General features: G+C 62.7%; 20 protein-coding genes. 8 read left to right on the top strand and 12 right to left on the bottom strand.

The features are described from left to right. Nucleotides 1–13 precede the first annotated feature (13 nt). The 10 genes from NVB75_RS16435 to nrdR form a co-directional block, all read right to left on the bottom strand. Complete coding sequence (locus NVB75_RS16435; protein ID WP_258348443.1) at nt 14–811, bottom strand: cobalamin-binding protein; 798 nt, start codon at nt 809–811, stop codon at nt 14–16. Beyond that, on the bottom strand, nt 811–1,230 hold the full coding sequence (locus tag NVB75_RS16440; RefSeq protein WP_258348444.1) for a nuclear FMR1 interacting 1 family protein: 420 nt from the start codon (nt 1,228–1,230) through the stop codon (nt 811–813). The genes NVB75_RS16435 and NVB75_RS16440 overlap by 1 nt, the downstream gene beginning before the upstream one ends. Next, on the bottom strand, nt 1,227–1,844 hold the full coding sequence (gene ribA / locus NVB75_RS16445; protein ID WP_063026867.1) for a GTP cyclohydrolase II: 618 nt from the start codon (nt 1,842–1,844) through the stop codon (nt 1,227–1,229). Before ribA ends, NVB75_RS16440 begins: the two co-directional genes overlap by 4 nt. Before the next feature lie 128 nt (nt 1,845–1,972). Then, nucleotides 1,973–2,926, bottom strand: a complete 954-nt coding sequence (thiL, locus tag NVB75_RS16450; RefSeq protein WP_258348446.1) for a thiamine-phosphate kinase — start codon at nt 2,924–2,926, stop codon at nt 1,973–1,975. An 18-nt stretch (nt 2,927–2,944) separates the two neighbouring features. Continuing rightward, nucleotides 2,945–3,445 (bottom strand): transcription antitermination factor NusB, encoded by a 501-nt coding sequence (gene nusB / locus NVB75_RS16455; protein ID WP_258348447.1) that lies wholly within the window; start codon nt 3,443–3,445, stop codon nt 2,945–2,947. Then, nucleotides 3,442–3,918 carry a 6,7-dimethyl-8-ribityllumazine synthase gene (ribE, locus tag NVB75_RS16460; protein ID WP_003209986.1) on the bottom strand — a complete coding sequence of 159 codons (477 nt, stop codon included), beginning with the start codon at nt 3,916–3,918 and terminating at the stop codon, nt 3,442–3,444. Before ribE ends, nusB begins: the two co-directional genes overlap by 4 nt. A gap of 90 nt (nt 3,919–4,008) precedes the next feature. Then, complete coding sequence (gene ribBA, locus NVB75_RS16465; RefSeq protein WP_258348449.1) at nt 4,009–5,100, bottom strand: bifunctional 3,4-dihydroxy-2-butanone-4-phosphate synthase/GTP cyclohydrolase II; 1,092 nt, start codon at nt 5,098–5,100, stop codon at nt 4,009–4,011. 16 nt (nt 5,101–5,116) lie between these two features. Further along, nucleotides 5,117–5,794, bottom strand: a complete 678-nt coding sequence (locus NVB75_RS16470) for a riboflavin synthase (protein ID WP_258348450.1) — start codon at nt 5,792–5,794, stop codon at nt 5,117–5,119. Between the two features lie 34 nt (nt 5,795–5,828). Then, on the bottom strand, nt 5,829–6,965 hold the full coding sequence (ribD, locus tag NVB75_RS16475; RefSeq protein WP_258348451.1) for a bifunctional diaminohydroxyphosphoribosylaminopyrimidine deaminase/5-amino-6-(5-phosphoribosylamino)uracil reductase RibD: 1,137 nt from the start codon (nt 6,963–6,965) through the stop codon (nt 5,829–5,831). After that, nucleotides 6,962–7,432, bottom strand: coding sequence for a transcriptional regulator NrdR (gene nrdR, locus NVB75_RS16480; protein ID WP_003209990.1), 471 nt, complete (start codon nt 7,430–7,432; stop codon nt 6,962–6,964). Before nrdR ends, ribD begins: the two co-directional genes overlap by 4 nt. A 139-nt stretch (nt 7,433–7,571) precedes the next feature. Here nrdR and NVB75_RS16485 point away from each other — a divergent pair, with 139 nt between their 5' ends. From NVB75_RS16485 to trxA, 3 genes are all read left to right on the top strand, one after another. Then, on the top strand, nt 7,572–8,030 hold the full coding sequence (locus tag NVB75_RS16485; protein WP_258348453.1) for a YbaY family lipoprotein: 459 nt from the start codon (nt 7,572–7,574) through the stop codon (nt 8,028–8,030). Beyond that, the gene (locus NVB75_RS16490) at nt 8,027–8,683 is read left to right on the top strand and encodes a methyltransferase (protein WP_258348455.1); all 657 of its coding nucleotides are present in this window, start codon (nt 8,027–8,029) and stop codon (nt 8,681–8,683) included. The genes NVB75_RS16485 and NVB75_RS16490 overlap by 4 nt, the downstream gene beginning before the upstream one ends. A gap of 152 nt (nt 8,684–8,835) precedes the next feature. Further along, a complete protein-coding gene (gene trxA / locus NVB75_RS16495; RefSeq protein ID WP_003209995.1) occupies nt 8,836–9,708 on the top strand; it encodes a thioredoxin in 873 nt (290 codons plus the stop codon). Between the two features lie 3 nt (nt 9,709–9,711). Here the strand turns inward: trxA and NVB75_RS16500 are convergent, their stop codons facing one another. After that, nucleotides 9,712–10,059 carry a hypothetical protein gene (locus NVB75_RS16500; RefSeq protein ID WP_102369989.1) on the bottom strand — a complete coding sequence of 116 codons (348 nt, stop codon included), beginning with the start codon at nt 10,057–10,059 and terminating at the stop codon, nt 9,712–9,714. A 135-nt stretch (nt 10,060–10,194) separates the two neighbouring features. On the opposite strand from NVB75_RS16500, the gene NVB75_RS16505 reads away from it, so the two are divergent. The 5 genes from NVB75_RS16505 to NVB75_RS16525 all read left to right on the top strand — a co-directional run bounded on the left by NVB75_RS16505 (nt 10,195) and on the right by NVB75_RS16525 (nt 14,236). Further along, nucleotides 10,195–10,806: a DUF2796 domain-containing protein gene (locus tag NVB75_RS16505; RefSeq protein WP_102369990.1), complete on the top strand. Its 612-nt coding sequence runs from the start codon at nt 10,195–10,197 to the stop codon at nt 10,804–10,806. 124 nt (nt 10,807–10,930) lie between these two features. Continuing rightward, nucleotides 10,931–11,641 (top strand): ABC transporter ATP-binding protein, encoded by a 711-nt coding sequence (locus NVB75_RS16510; protein ID WP_017476296.1) that lies wholly within the window; start codon nt 10,931–10,933, stop codon nt 11,639–11,641. A 1-nt stretch (nt 11,642) separates the two neighbouring features. Next, nucleotides 11,643–12,908, top strand: a complete 1,266-nt coding sequence (locus NVB75_RS16515) for an ABC transporter permease (protein WP_258348457.1) — start codon at nt 11,643–11,645, stop codon at nt 12,906–12,908. An 11-nt stretch (nt 12,909–12,919) separates the two neighbouring features. Next, nucleotides 12,920–13,441 (top strand): DUF3299 domain-containing protein, encoded by a 522-nt coding sequence (locus NVB75_RS16520; protein WP_258348463.1) that lies wholly within the window; start codon nt 12,920–12,922, stop codon nt 13,439–13,441. Nucleotides 13,442–13,537: 96 nt separating this feature from the next. After that, nucleotides 13,538–14,236, top strand: a complete 699-nt coding sequence (locus NVB75_RS16525; protein ID WP_258348464.1) for an OmpW family protein — start codon at nt 13,538–13,540, stop codon at nt 14,234–14,236. A gap of 99 nt (nt 14,237–14,335) precedes the next feature. Here the strand turns inward: NVB75_RS16525 and NVB75_RS16530 are convergent, their stop codons facing one another. Then, nucleotides 14,336–14,698 carry a response regulator gene (locus NVB75_RS16530; protein WP_063026844.1) on the bottom strand — a complete coding sequence of 121 codons (363 nt, stop codon included), beginning with the start codon at nt 14,696–14,698 and terminating at the stop codon, nt 14,336–14,338. Between the last annotated feature and the right edge of the window lies 1 nt (nt 14,699).

Genomic DNA, 14,699 nt, shown 5'->3' on the forward strand with positions numbered 1-14,699 from the left:
TGCGATAGCGGTCTCACAGCCCCGGTGCAATCACCTGACACAACCGCGCCACCGCTTCCAGCATCTGCCCGCTGGGCCGTTCCAGGCCCTTGTCGGGCACCACCAGCAAATGCCCGTTCGCCACTGCCGCCACTTGGGGCCAGGCCTTCCACGCATCCAGTTGCGATTGATCACCCGCCAGAATCACCTCGGGATCGCGCTGCAGCACCGACTCAATGCTGACCTGCGGTGCCGGTAATTTCAGATCATCGAACACATTGCGCGCGCCGCACACACTCAGCGCGTCACTGATGATCTGCCCGCCGCCCACGGTGTACATCGGCTGGTTCCACACCTGATAAAACACCCGCAACGGCTCGGCCCGGTGATAGCGCAAGCGCAACTCGGCCAGGCGCTGACGCAACTGCGCAGCCAATTGCCGGCCGGCATCAGCCCGCCCCAGTTGCCGGGCAATGGTTTCAACTTGCGAGGTGAGTTGTTCGAGGCTGTGGGGTTCAGCGACAAACACCGGGATGTTCAGGCGTTGGAGCTGCTCACGCTGGGCCGGGCCGACGCTGCCGGGCCAGAGCAGGATCAGGTCTGGCTTGAGGCTGAGCAGCCGTTCCATGTCCAACTGCCCGTAGTTTCCCACCGAAGGCACATTCGCCAAGGCCTGTGGACGCTCGCCGCCATCCAGCACGCCTACCAGCAAATCAGCAGCGCCCAGCTCAACGACGATTTCAGACAAGGAAGGAGCAAGGCTGACAACCCGCTCGACCGCCGCAACCTCAGCCGTGACGACCAGCAGCAACAACGCCAGCCAGGCGCGCATCAACCCAACTGACGCGGAATGCGATAGAGGTAGAACAGCACCAGGGTCGACAGCGCCAGCAGAAACAGCGGCACCGCTTCCAACCCGACAAACACCGCCAGTGCGCCGATCCAGGCCGGCAGTGAGGCCACCAGCAAGGCCACACGGCGACGGGCCGCGAGGGTGATCCAGGCAGCCGGTTCTTCAGGGGTATCGAGGGCTTTGCCGGTGGCAATCAGCGCGTGTTTATAGCCATGGAAGTAACGCAGGCTGACAAACATCGAAGCCACACCGGCGATGAAAAACGGCATCGCCAGCACCGGCAGCAAGGGCTCGGCCTTGCCAAACACCAGGTTGATCACAAACAACGGCACCAACGCCAACGCCAGGTATTGCCACCAGTTAAACGACAGTCGCCGCTTGACCTGGCCGCGCGTCACGCCCGGTCGACCTCGCCCTGGTGCTCGTTGCCCATCATGTGGTCGAGCTTGCTGGCCTTGGTGGCCAGGTACAGCTTGTTATGCGGGTTGTGGCCGGTGTGCAGGGGCACGCGCTCGGCGACGGTGATGCCCATGTCGGTCAAGGCTTTGACCTTGCGTGGGTTGTTGGTCATCAGGCGCAGGGATTTGACGCCCAGGTGCTGGAGCATCGGCAGGCAGATCCCGTAGTCACGCTGGTCAGCGGCAAAACCCAGGCGCTCGTTGGCTTCTACGGTGTCGGCCCCGCCATCCTGCAGCTCATAGGCGCGGATCTTGTTCAGCAGGCCAATGCCACGGCCTTCCTGACGCAAGTACAGCAACACGCCACGGCCTTCGCGGGCGATGGCCTGCATGGCGGCTTCCAGTTGCGAGCCGCAGTCACAGCGCTGGCTGAACAGGGCATCGCCGGTCAGGCACTCGGAGTGCACGCGACCGAGCACCGGAGCGCCGTCCGCCACGTCACCGAGGCTCAGAACAACGTGTTCGCGCCCGGTGGTTTCCTCAAGAAAACCATTCATGGTGAACGTGGCAAAAGGGGTTGGCAGCTTGGAAGCGGCAACGAAAACGACGGGCACCGTGTGCTCCTGATTTCTGATTTCACAGGGGATAGATTGTAACAGCAGGTTCCTACAGACGCTTAAGCTGAATTGTCGCTGATAAAGATCAATAGGTTCGATTGGCCTTCAGCTTGGTTCTATGGGTGTCAGAAATGTTGATAGCCACGGATGGCGGGTGTGATGTCCTGGCCCGCCGCGTCCAGCAGGGTAACGCCCTGCCCCGCCTCGACCCGGCCAATCACATGGACCGGCGCACCGGCAGCCAACAACGGTGCCAGTTCGACAGGTGGCAAGGTGAACGCCAGTACGTAGTCGTCCCCGCCGCTCAACGCGGCTACCCGCGCATCCGCGTCGCCGACAAAGGCGAGCAAGGCCGCCGACAACGGCAACTTTTGCTGCTCGATCAACAAACTGACAGCCGACGCCTTGGCGATATGCCCGCAATCAGCCAGAAGACCGTCGGAAATATCCATGGCAGACGTCGCCTTGCCCCGCAACGCCAGGCCCAGCGCCAACTGGGGTTGCGGCGACCAGTAATGGGCCAGCAACGGCTCGGCGACAGCGGCCTCTGCCGTGCGCTGCCCCAGTACCAGCGGCAATGCGCCCGCCGCGTTACCCAGCTCACCGCCAACACACAGCAAGTCGCCGGGCCGCGCACCGCTGCGGGTCAAGGCCTGGCCCGCCGGCACCCGGCCAAACACGGTCAGGGTCAGGCTCAGCGGCCCACGGGTAGTGTCGCCACCCACCAGAACCACACCGCAACTCTGGGCCATGGCGTTCAAACCCTGGGCATAGCGTTGCAGCCAATCGGCATCAACCGTCGGGGTGGTCAGGGCAAGGGTAAACGCGAGGGGATTGGCGCCCATGGCTGCCAGGTCGCTGACTGCCACGGCCAGCGAGCGCTGGCCGAGCAGAAACGGATCACAGGGGTCGGCAAAGTGCACGCCGGCCACCAAAGTATCAGTTGAAACCGCCAGCTGTTCCCCGGGAGGAACCGCCAGCAAGGCGCAGTCGTCGCCAATCCCCAGTGCAATGCCTTCGCCGCCTTGCGCACAGGGCGCGGCGGCGAAGTAGTTGCGGATCAGCTCAAACTCGCCCATTGCGTCAGCAAGCGCCAGTTAGCGCTTGTACGCCTTCACTTCGGCTTCACGCAGGCGCGGGGCCAGCTTGTCGAGCACGCCGTTGACGAACTTGTGACCGTCGGTGGAACCGTAGACTTTCGCCAGTTCGATCCCTTCGTTGATCACAACGCGGTACGGTACGTCGACGCGCTTGAGCAGTTCCCAGGTGGACAGGCGCAGTACGGCCAGTTCAACCGGGTCCAGCTCTTCGAGGGTCAGGTCCAGGCACGGCGACAAAGCAGCATCGATCTCGTCCAGGTTGGCCGGAACGCCGTGCAGGATGTCGTGGAAGTAGCTCTGGTCGGCAAACGTGAAGTCGTTATCGACGCGAAATTGCGCTTCAATCTCGTTCAGCGAAGTGCCGGCCATATGACGCTGGTACAGCGCCTGGGTGGCGAGCTGACGAGCCGAACGACGCTTTTCGCTTTTCGAGGGCTTGCCGGCGTCTGTTGGGCGCGGGTCCTGGGGGTTGAACTGATCGCTGTCGTCGCTAATCACTTGGCCTCCAACTGTGCCAGCAGGCTGACCATTTCCAGGGCGGACAGGGCAGCTTCGGCACCTTTGTTACCGGCCTTGGTGCCGGAACGTTCGATGGCTTGCTCGATGGAATCAACGGTCAGCACGCCAAAGGCGACCGGCACGCCGAACTCCATGGACACCTGGGCCAGGCCCTTGGTGCATTCGCCAGCCACGTATTCGAAGTGCGGAGTACCGCCACGAATGACCGCGCCCAGGGCGATGATCGCCGCGTATTCACCCTGCTGTGCAACTTTCTGCGCAACCAGTGGAATTTCGAAGGCGCCAGGAGCGCGGATAATGGTGATGTCGCTTTCGCTCACACCGTGGCGAACCAGGGCATCCACGGCACCGCTTACCAGGCTTTCAACCACGAAGCTGTTGAAGCGGCCAACCACCAGGGCATAGCGGCCTTTGGGGGCGATGAAGGTACCTTCGATGGTCTTCAGGGTCATTCGACAAATCTCTTAAAGAGCCGGGACGCGCTTAGTGCGCGCCCCTCAGTGATATTTGAACCGCGAACAAGGGGTAAACAACGCCGGCCTTTATTCGGAGGGCACGTATTCTACTACTTCCAGGTCGAAACCGGATATGGCATTAAATTTCATTGGCGCACTCATCAGGCGCATTTTGCGTACGCCCAGGTCCCGCAGGATCTGCGAACCGGCACCGACGATGCTGTAGGTGGTCGGTTTTTTCACCGGCACGTGGTCGGCGGTTTCACGGATATGCGCCAGCAACACGTCGCCATCCACCGGGTTACCCAGCAGCAATACCACGCCGCTGCCAGCATCGGACACCGCAGACATCGCGGCCCGCAGGCTCCAGCGCCCCGGTTGCTTGACCATCAGCAGGTCGCGCAGCGGGTCCATGTTGTGCACCCGCACCAGGGTCGGTTCTTCAGCGCAGATGGTGCCCAGGGTCAGGGCCATGTGCACGTCGCCTTCCACGGAATCACGATAGGTCACCAGGTTGAACTGGCCCAGCTCACTGTCCAGCGGCTGCTCGGCAATCCGCTGAACGGTACGTTCGTGGATCATTCGGTAGTGAATCAGGTCGGCAATGGTGCCGATCTTGATGTTATGCAGCGCGGCAAACTCTTCCAGCTCGGCGCGACGGGACATGGTGCCGTCGTCGTTCATCACTTCGCAGATCACACCGCTCGGCTCGAAACCGGCCATGCGCGCCAGGTCGCAGGCAGCTTCGGTGTGGCCGGCGCGAGCCAGGGTGCCACCCGGTTGGGCCATCAGCGGAAAGATGTGACCAGGGCTGACGATGTCTTCGGCCTTGGCGTCTTTCGCGGCAGCGGCTTGTACGGTGCGGGCACGGTCAGCAGCGGAGATGCCCGTGGTGACACCGGTGGTGGCTTCGATGGACACGGTGAACTTGGTGCCAAACCCCGAACCATTGCGCGGCGCCATCAACGGCAGCTTCAGCAGCTCGCAGCGCTCGCGGCTCATTGGCATGCAGATCAGGCCACGGGCGTGCTTGGCCATGAAGTTGATGTGTTCCGGCTGGCAGCACTCGGCGGCCATGATCAGGTCGCCTTCGTTTTCGCGGTCTTCGTCATCCATAAGGATAACCATCTTGCCTTGGCGGATGTCTTCAACCAGTTCTTCGATGCTGTTGAGCGCCACGCGGCACCCCCTTGGGTCAGGATTTAAGGTAGCCGTTAGCGGCTAAAAAACTTTCAGTGATGTTACCGGCGGACCCTTGAAGAGAGTCAGACTCTGCGGCCTTATCGCCCAACAACAGGCGCTCCAGGTAACGGGCAAGCAAGTCGACTTCCAGGTTCACCCGGCGACCCGGCTGGTACGACGCCATGATGGTTTCGCTCAGGGTGTGGGGAATGATGGTCAGTTCAAATTCGGCGCCATTCACGGCGTTCACGGTCAGGCTGGTGCCGTCGACGGTGATCGAGCCCTTGTGGGCGATGTACTTGGCCAGCTCCTTGGGCGCGCGGATGCGGAATTCCACGGCGCGGGCATTTTCGCTGCGAGCAACGACTTCGCCGACCCCGTCGACGTGACCACTGACCAGGTGCCCACCGAGACGGGTGGTCGGGGTCAGGGCTTTTTCCAGGTTCACCGGGCTGCCGCTCTTGAGGTCGTTCATCGCGGTGCAGTCCAGGGTTTCCCGGCTGACATCGGCGGCAAAGCCGTTGCCAGGCAATTCGATGACAGTCAGGCATACACCGCTGACGGCGATGCTGTCGCCCAGTTTGACGTCGCTCAGGTCGAGCTTGCCGGTTTCAACCAGCAGGCGTACGTCGCCGCCTTTTGGGGTCATTGCACGGATGCTGCCGATGGATTCGATAATGCCGGTGAACATGCCGTTCTCCTGAAGACGTGGCGCAGGCCGGGAATTATACGCTCGCTGCAGGGACGGGGACGGCAGTGACTCGCCAGTCATCGCCCACAGCGCGCATTTCAGTGATCTTGAGTTGGGGGGCGTCGGCCAGTTTCTCAAGCGGCCAGTCCAGCAAAGGCCGAGCAGCGGAGCCGAGGAACTTGCCGGCGACGAATATCACGTACTCGTCCACCAGGCCTTGCTGGGCGAAGGCACCGGCCAGACTTGGGCCGGCCTCCACCAACACCTCGTTGACGCCACGGGCGGCCAGGGCCACCAGCGCGGAACGCAGGTCGACCTGACCGTCGACGCCCGGCACCACCAGGCACTCGGGCCCGGTTGGGTATTGGTTGTCCGGGGTCACGCAGGTGATGACCAGCGCGGGGCCGGCCTTGAAGAACGGCGCATTCAGCGGCACCCGCAGGCGGCCGTCGATCAATACGCGCAGCGGCGGACGGGACATCGCCAGGGCGGTGGTTTCTTCATCCAGCCCCAGCTCGGCGGCGCGCACCGTCAGGCGAGCGCCATCGGCCAGCACGGTGTCGGCGCCGGTGAGCACCACACTGGCCTGGGCCCGCAGTCGTTGCACGGCGGCACGGGCGGCCGGGCCGGTGATCCACTGGCTTTCGCCATTGGCCATGGCGGTGCGACCGTCCAGGCTCATGGCCAACTTGACCCGCACAAACGGCAGGCCATGCTCCATGCGCTTGAGAAAGCCCGGGTTGAGCGCCCGTGCTTCGTTTTCCAGCAAGCCGCTGTACGTCTCGATCCCGGCCTGGGCCAACCGACGCATGCCACGCCCGGCGACTTCCGGATTCGGGTCCTGCATCGCCGCGACCACACGGGCCAAACCGGCATTCACCAGGGCATCGGCGCACGGTGGCGTATGCCCGTGGTGGCTGCAGGGTTCAAGGGTCACGTAAGCCGTGGCGCCCCGGGCCTTGTCGCCCGCAGCCCGCAGGGCATGGACTTCCGCATGGGGTTCGCCGGTGCGCACGTGCCAGCCTTCGCCGACAATCTGCCCATCACGCACGACCACGCAGCCAACTCGGGGGTTGGGGTGGGTGGTGTACAGGCCCTTGCGCGCCAATTCCAGGGCACGAGCCATGTAATGAGCGTCGAGTACCGCTTGTTCTGCCGAAGGTGGGTTCATTCTTTTACCGGCTCACGGGCCAGGCGGTCGATCTCTTCGCGGAACTCGTTGAGGTCCTGGAAGCGTCGATACACCGAGGCGAAACGGATATAGGCGACTTCGTCGAGCTTTTGCAGCTCGCCCATCACCAATTCTCCAACCACCAGGGATTTGACTTCGCGCTCGCCAGTGGCGCGCAGCTTGTGCTTGATATGCACCAGCGCCGCTTCCAGCCGCTCGACACTCACCGGGCGTTTTTCCAGGGCACGCTGCATTCCGGCGCGCAGTTTTTCTTCGTCGAAAGGCTGGCGGCTGCCGTCGGTCTTGATCAGACGTGGCAATACCAGTTCGGCGGTTTCGAAGGTGGTGAAACGTTCACCGCAGCCAGAGGCCAGGCATTCACGCCGGCGACGCACCTGCTCGCCCTCGGCGACCAGACGCGAGTCAATGACCTTGGTGTCGTTGGCACCGCAGAAGGGACAGTGCATGGTGGCAGGCAACAAAAAATGGGAGGGCCATGGTAGCGCATCCCTGTGGCAAGACAAGCCACAGCCTTTACGGTATATAGGCTGACTATTATGTTTCATATTTTTTAAGCCACGGATTTTGTCCTTTCTGGAGCCGTACATGCAGTTACGACCACTTGTTTTGCTCACGTTGCTCGGTTTTCTGGTCGCCTGCAGCAGCCATGCCCCAAAACCTGCCGCGCCGGTTGCCGCCCCTCAACAAGAGAAAAAAATCCCGGGTGTGGAAGAAGACCTCGGCCCGCTGCCCGCCTACCAGCGTGAAGTCAGCGGCCAATTGAACGGCGTACCCGCTGGCGCGGAAGTCGAACTGGCGCTGCTGGTGATCGACGACCGCTCGCGCCCGCAACAACTGCTGGCCAGCAGCGTGCTGATTGGCAACAACAAGCCGTTGGCCTTCCGCCTGCGTTTCAACCCCGAAGCCTTCCCGGCAGGCGGGCGCGTTGAACTGCGCGGCCGTGCCAGCCAGTCCGGCCAGTTGATCCTGCACCTGCCGCCCGTGCGTATCACCCAAGCGATCACCCAGACCACAGGGGCGCTGCAACTCGTTACCGCACCATGACGCCACCGCTGGACCTGCAACGCGCACTGAGCGAACTGATCGGCGACGCCCAACTGGTGCCCTGCCCGCTGCCGGGCACCGAGTTGTCGTTGTGGCTGCTGGACGCCGACAACATGCACCGCGCCTTCAGCCCCGAAGAAACCCGACGCATCCTGCATGAACCGCCGTACTGGAGTTTTTGCTGGGCCAGCGGCCTGGCGCTGGCCCGGTATCTGGCGGCCAACCCTGAGTGGGTAGCAGGCAAGCGAGTGCTGGATTTCGGTGCAGGTTCGGGCGTTGCCGGGATTGCCGCAGTAAAGGCCGGAGCGCTGGAAGTGGTGGCGTGCGACCTGGATCCGCTGGCCCTGGCTGCCTGCCGGGCGAATGCGGAACTCAATGGCGTGACCCTGGGTTACTCCGCAGACTTCTTTGCCGAAGAAGACCGGTTTGACCTGATCCTGGTCGCCGATGTGCTGTACGACCGGGCGAACCTGCCGCTGCTGGATGAATTCCTGACTCGTGGCCGCGAAGCGCTGGTGGCCGATTCCCGCGTACGGGACTTCCAGCACCCGGAGTATCAGCGCCTGGGCATCCTCGACGCCCTGACACTGCCCGACCTGGCCGAGCCCTGGGAGTTTCGCAAGGTGAGCCTGTACCATTCGCAGCGCGCTTGAGAGCATCGCGGGCAAGCCCGCTCCCACATTTGAAATGCATTCCCCTGTGGGAGCTGGCTTGCCTGCGATTGCGATCCTGAGACCGTCCCGCTTTCAGCCAACCCCACCAACCCTTATAGTTGCCCCATCCCCTGCTTTCTTCGAGATACCCCATGAGTGAGCCCACGCCGTACATCTTCGACGCCACCACCGCCACGTTCGACCAGGCCGTGATCCAGAATTCCTTCGAAAAACCCGTGCTGGTGGATTTCTGGGCCGAGTGGTGCGCGCCGTGCAAGGCGTTGATGCCGATGCTCGCGCAGATTGCCGAGAGTTATCAGGGTGAGTTGCTGCTGGCCAAGGTCGACTGCGACGCCGAGCCGGATGTGGTCTCGCGCTTTGGCATTCGCAGCCTGCCCACCGTGGTGCTGTTCAAGGATGGCCAGCCGGTGGATGGGTTTGCCGGTGCGCAGCCCGAGTCCGCCGTGCGCGCGATGCTCGAGCCCCATGTGCAGATGCCGCCGCCAGCCGCTGCCGACCCACTGGAGCAGGCCCAGGCGTTGTTTGCCGAAGGCCGTATCACCGACGCCGAGGCCGTGCTGGTGACCTTGCTCGGGGAAGACAACACCAACGCCGCTGCGCTGATCCTGTACGCGCGCTGCCTGGCCGAACGCGGTGAGTTGGGCGAAGCGCAAACCGTGCTCGACGCGGTCAAGAGCGATGATCACAAGGCCGCCCTGGCCGGCGCCAAGGCGCAGATTACTTTCCTGCGCCAGGCCGCCGACCTGCCGGACGCCGCGGATCTCAAGGCCCGCCTGGCGCAAAACCCGCAGGATGATGAGGCGGTGTACCAACTGGCCGTACAACAACTGGCACGCCAGCAATACGACGCCGCGCTGGATGGCTTGCTCAAGCTGTTCATCCGCAACCGCAGCTACAGCGAGGGCTTGCCCCACAAGACGCTGTTGCAGGTATTCGAACTGCTCGGCAACGACCACCCGCTTGTCACGGTGTACCGCCGCAAGCTGTTCGCCGCGCTGTATTAAGCCTTACTCGATCCAACTGTACAGCGGCGTATCCCCGCCGCTGGCCACCTTGACCTTGGCGCTGTGGCGCAGGCGCACCAGCAGGCGCTTGCCCGCCGAGGCGCTGCCGGCCAAGCCTTCCAGTTGATCAAGCAATTCCAGGCCGTTGAGTTGCCCGGCCTTGCGCAGCAAATCCTGGGCGGCCTGCCACAGGCTCTCGTCCAGGTTACCCGCAGCCGGCGCCACCACGGGCTCGGCACTCGGCGGTTTGCTGGCCTGCAACTGCGCGCCCAGCCGGGCCCAGTCGCCGTCGTCCAGCTCCAAGGTCAAGTCCACCGGCAGGTCGCCAACGGTTCCACGAATTCTCAACATCGCACTTACTCCCGCACTTTTCTGACGAGCATGCTCCCACGCGTCTTGCGCTACGCCAAGCAGGCGGTCAAACTCCTCGCAAAATTGTTATAAGATCACATAACAAAACTTTCATCTTTGTTCGGGAGTTCCACCATGCGCCGTTTGCTGCTCGCTTTGCCGTTCGCCCTGTTGCCACTGGCCATCGCCCAGGCAGCCGACGAGCACGACCATGATCACGAGCACGGCAGCCTGGGAGCCCACGAACACGGTGTCGGCCGCCTCAACGCCGTGCTCGACGGCCAGGCCCTGGAGCTGGAACTGGACAGCCCGGCGATGAACCTGGTGGGTTTTGAACACCTCGCCACCACCCCTGCCGACAAAGCCAAGGTCGCCGCCGCCCGCAAGCAACTGGAGCAACCCTTGGTGCTGTTCAGCCTGCCCAAGGCCGCCGGTTGCGTGATCAGCACTCAGGAACTGAACAGCCCGCTGTTCGGCGACAAACCTGAAGCCGACCACGATGAGGACGATGACGACCACGCCACCGATGGCAAAGGCGCCGCCGCCCACGAACATCACCACGACCACAGCGAAATCCACGCTCACTACCAGTTCACCTGCGCCACGCCGACCGCCCTGAGCAACCTCGACCTGACTCAGGTGTTCAAGACCTTCCCCGCCACCCAGAAAATTCAGGTACAACTCATTGGCCCGAGCGGCCAGCAGGGTGTGGAAGCGACGGCCACAGCAGCCACCCTCAAATTCTGAAACGAACCCCTGTAGGAGCGAGCTTGCTCGCGAAAAACTCGAGAGCGCCGCGTTCAACCTGATGCCCGCGTCATCGTTGACGTCCATCGCGAGCAAGCCCGCTCCCACAGAAGAGCCTGTCACTATGACCCAAGCACTTATCGAGCTGTCTGACCTGGGCTTCAACTGGCCGGGTCACCCACAGTTGCTGGACATCCCGACGTTTCGCCTGGAGCCGGGGGAAACCCTGTTCCTCAAGGGCCCCAGCGGCAGTGGCAAGACCACCCTGCTGGGCCTGCTGGGCGGTGTGCAAAAGCCCAGTCGCGGCAGTATTCGCCTGCTGGGCCAGGAGCTGACCGAGCTCTCGGCCGGCGCCCGCGACCGCTTCCGCGTCGACCACACCGGCTATATCTTCCAGCAGTTCAACCTGCTGCCGTTTCTTTCGGTGCGCGAGAACGTCGAACTGCCCTGCCACTTTTCCAAGCTGCGGGCGCAACGGGCAATCCAGCGTCACGGCAGCGTCGACCAGGCCGCCGCGACCTTGCTCGCCCACTTGGGCCTCAAGGACAAAAACCTGCTGGAACGCCGCGCCGACTCGCTCTCCATTGGCCAGCAACAGCGGGTGGCCGCCGCTCGCGCGTTGATCGGCCAGCCGGAACTGGTGATCGCCGACGAACCGACTTCAGCCCTGGACTACGACGCCCGGGAAGCCTTCATTCAGTTGTTGTTTGCCGAATGCCGCGAAGCAGGCGCCAGCCTGTTGTTCGTCAGCCATGACCAGAGCCTGGCGCCGCTGTTCGACCGCAACCTGTCGCTGGCCGAACTCAATCGCGCCGCCACGCCCGCAGAGGTTTGAGATGTATTTGTTTCGACTAGCCATGGCCAGCCTGGCTAACCGCCGCTTTACCGCGATCCTCACCGCCTTCGCCATCGCCCTCTCGGTGTGCCTGTTGCTGGCGGTGGAACGGGTACGCACCGAAGCCCGCGCCAGCTTCGCCAGCACCATCAGCGGCACCGACCTGATCGTCGGCGCGCGCTCCGGATCGGTGAATTTGCTGCTGTATTCGGTGTTCCGCATCGGCAACGCCACCAACAATATTCGCTGGGACAGCTACGAGCACTTCGCCGCCAACCCGCAGGTGAAATGGGCGATTCCGATTTCCCTCGGCGACTCCCACCGCGGCTACCGCGTGATGGGCACCAACGAATCCTATTTCGAACACTACCAATACGGCCGCCGGCAGAACCTTGAACTGGCCAGCGGTCGCGCCTTCGCCACCGATCCATTCGAAGTGGTGCTCGGCGCCGAAGTGGCCGATGCGCTGCATTACAAGCTGGGCGACAAGCTGGTGCTGGCCCACGGCGTGGCGGTGGTCAGCCTGGTCAAACACGATGACAAGCCGTTCACCGTGGTCGGCATCCTCAAGCGCACCGGTACCCCGGTGGACCGCACGCTGCACATCAGCCTCGGTGGCATGGAAGCGATTCACATCGACTGGCACAACGGCGTGCCCGCCCAGGGCAAAGGCCGGATCAGCGCCGACCAGGCCCGCAACATGGACCTGACGCCCCAAGCCATCACCGCGTTCATGCTCGGCTTGAACAACAAGATCTCCACCTTCGCCCTGCAACGGGAGATCAACGAATTCCGTGGCGAGCCAATGCTGGCGATCCTGCCGGGCGTGGCCTTGCAAGAGTTGTGGAGCATGATGGGCACCGCTGAAAAAGCGCTGTTCGTGATCTCGCTGTTCGTGGTGCTGACCGGCTTGATCGGCATGCTCACCGCGATCCTCACCAGCCTCAATGAGCGCCGCCGGGAAATGGCGATCCTGCGTTCGGTGGGCGCGCGGCCCTGGCATATCGCGACGTTGCTGATCTTCGAAGCCTTTGCCCTGGCGCTGTCCGGCGTGATCGCCGGCGTTGGGCTGCTGTATGTGTGCATCGCCGCGTCGCGCGGGTATTTGCAGGCCAATTACGGCCTGGACCTGCCGCTGTCGCTGCCGAGCGAATATGAATGGACCCTGCTCGGCGGTATTCTCGTCGCAGCCCTGCTGATGGGCAGCGTGCCGGCCTGGCGCGCCTACCGGCAATCGTTGGCCGACGGCCTGTCGGTACGTTTATGAGGAAGCTGTTGATGCGTCGCGTCGTGCTTGCGCTGTTACTGCTGGTGGCCCTGCCCGCCTGGGCTGAAGACCAGCCCAGGGACCTGTCCTGGCAGGAGATGATCCCACCGGATGCGCCGCCGGAAATCCCCAATATGAAACCGTTGCACGACTTGTCGGGCATGGCTGATGCGTTGTCGGTGGAGTCTGCGCCGGCCGCCAAGCAGGACCTGCCCAACGCGCCAGTCGTACAGAGCCTGGACGGTAAGCACATCCGCCTGCCGGGTTATATCGTGCCGCTGGAAGTCAGCGAAGAAGGTCGCACCACGGAGTTCCTGCTGGTGCCGTATTTCGGCGCGTGCATCCATGTACCGCCACCGCCGTCGAACCAGATCGTGCATGTGAAAAGCGAAGTCGGCGTGAAGCTCGACGAGTTGTATCAGCCGTACTGGATCGAAGGCCAGATGCAGGTCAAACCGTCCAGCAGCGAACTGGCCGATGCCGGCTACCAGATGGATGCCGACAAGATCTACGTGTACGAATTGCAGGAGTAGCGCGTTATCACCGTTTCATTGAGCTGAGTCAAAAGCCCAGCCGGAACGATCTCTACCATTGGATGTATCTCTTTTAATACATCCTCTGGAGCTCCCATGAACAAGTCCCTGCTCGGCGCGTCGCTTGTCGCGCTCGCCCTCATCGCCCCCGTTGCCCACGCTCACGAAGCCGGCGACATCCTGATTCGCGCCGGTGCCATCACCGTCAACCCGAAAGCGGACAGCAGCAGTGTCAAGGTTGACCAGGGCCCACTGGCCGGGACCAACCTGGGCGGCAAGGCGACCATGAGCAGCGACACTCAACTGGGCTTGAACTTCGCCTACATGTTCACCAGCCACTGGGGTATCGAACTGCTGGCGGCCACGCCGTTCGAACATGATGTAAAGATTAAGAACACCGCCCTGGGCGCTGCCAACGGCAAGCTCGGTACGCTGAAGCACCTGCCGCCGACCCTGAGCGTCGTGTACTACCCGCTGGACAGCAAGTCGGTATTCCAACCGTACATCGGCGCCGGTATCAACTACACCTGGATCTACGACGAGCACGTCGGCAGCCGCGCCGAGCAGGCCGGCTTCAGCAACTTCAAGGCGGAAAACTCCTGGGGTTGGGCCGCGCAGATCGGTGCGGACTACATGATCAACGACAAGTGGATGATCAACGCCCAGGCGCGCTACATCGACATCAGCACCAAGGCCACCGTGGATAACAACGCGCTGGGCCAGGGCACTCGGGCAAAGGTCAATGTGGATGTTGACCCGATGGTGTACATGGTCGGTATTGGCTACAAGTTCTAGGTTCTACCCAAGGCCCTGTTGTACAGGGCCTTTTTTGTGAGGCTTCCCCATGGAGGCAAGCGCCAATCAGAGGCCAGGCACACGCCCGTGTGCTGCGAGTCAGGCTTCAGCCAGGAGTTGGCGAACTTCAGCGATGACCAAGTCAATGTTGAACGGCTTTTTCAACACTGCATTGAACAAGTCCGACCGCTCCATACCAATATGAGCCTGGGCTCCGCTGATCAGAATGATGGGCAAGTGATTGACTGCCGGTAGCGCGCGGACAGCTTCGGCAAACTCTTGGCCGTCCATGACCGGCATCATGAAGTCGGTGATGATCAACGCTGGCCGCTCGCGCTCCAGGACCTCGAGTCCTTTCTGGCCATTGCTTGCTTTTACGACCATGTACCCCTCATCCTCCAGCGCATAGCCGAGAATGTCAGCGATCAAATACTCGTCGTCGACGACCAGGATGGTGGTCATG

The sequence above is a fragment of the Pseudomonas sp. CBS genome, assembly GCF_024734645.1.
Classification (GTDB): Bacteria; Pseudomonadota; Gammaproteobacteria; order Pseudomonadales; family Pseudomonadaceae; genus Aquipseudomonas.

Excerpts from the sequence above, each read along its gene's own strand:
- NVB75_RS16435 (WP_258348443.1), bottom strand. The coding sequence starts at position 811 with ATGCGCGCCTGGCTGGCGTTGTTGCTGCTGGTCGTCACGGCTGAGGTT.
- thiL (WP_258348446.1), bottom strand. The coding sequence starts at position 2,926 with ATGGGCGAGTTTGAGCTGATCCGCAACTACTTCGCCGCCGCGCCCTGT.
- ribE (WP_003209986.1), bottom strand. The coding sequence starts at position 3,918 with ATGACCCTGAAGACCATCGAAGGTACCTTCATCGCCCCCAAAGGCCGC.
- NVB75_RS16470 (WP_258348450.1), bottom strand. The coding sequence starts at position 5,794 with ATGTTCACCGGCATTATCGAATCCATCGGCAGCATCCGTGCAATGACC.
- ribD (WP_258348451.1), bottom strand. The coding sequence starts at position 6,965 with ATGAACCCACCTTCGGCAGAACAAGCGGTACTCGACGCTCATTACATG.
- nrdR (WP_003209990.1), bottom strand. The coding sequence starts at position 7,432 with ATGCACTGTCCCTTCTGCGGTGCCAACGACACCAAGGTCATTGACTCG.
- NVB75_RS16485 (WP_258348453.1), top strand. The coding sequence starts at position 7,572 with ATGCAGTTACGACCACTTGTTTTGCTCACGTTGCTCGGTTTTCTGGTC.
- NVB75_RS16490 (WP_258348455.1), top strand. The coding sequence starts at position 8,027 with ATGACGCCACCGCTGGACCTGCAACGCGCACTGAGCGAACTGATCGGC.
- trxA (WP_003209995.1), top strand. The coding sequence starts at position 8,836 with ATGAGTGAGCCCACGCCGTACATCTTCGACGCCACCACCGCCACGTTC.
- NVB75_RS16500 (WP_102369989.1), bottom strand. The coding sequence starts at position 10,059 with ATGTTGAGAATTCGTGGAACCGTTGGCGACCTGCCGGTGGACTTGACC.
- NVB75_RS16505 (WP_102369990.1), top strand. The coding sequence starts at position 10,195 with ATGCGCCGTTTGCTGCTCGCTTTGCCGTTCGCCCTGTTGCCACTGGCC.
- NVB75_RS16510 (WP_017476296.1), top strand. The coding sequence starts at position 10,931 with ATGACCCAAGCACTTATCGAGCTGTCTGACCTGGGCTTCAACTGGCCG.
- NVB75_RS16515 (WP_258348457.1), top strand. The coding sequence starts at position 11,643 with ATGTATTTGTTTCGACTAGCCATGGCCAGCCTGGCTAACCGCCGCTTT.
- NVB75_RS16520 (WP_258348463.1), top strand. The coding sequence starts at position 12,920 with ATGCGTCGCGTCGTGCTTGCGCTGTTACTGCTGGTGGCCCTGCCCGCC.
- NVB75_RS16525 (WP_258348464.1), top strand. The coding sequence starts at position 13,538 with ATGAACAAGTCCCTGCTCGGCGCGTCGCTTGTCGCGCTCGCCCTCATC.
- NVB75_RS16530 (WP_063026844.1), bottom strand. The coding sequence starts at position 14,698 with ATGACCACCATCCTGGTCGTCGACGACGAGTATTTGATCGCTGACATT.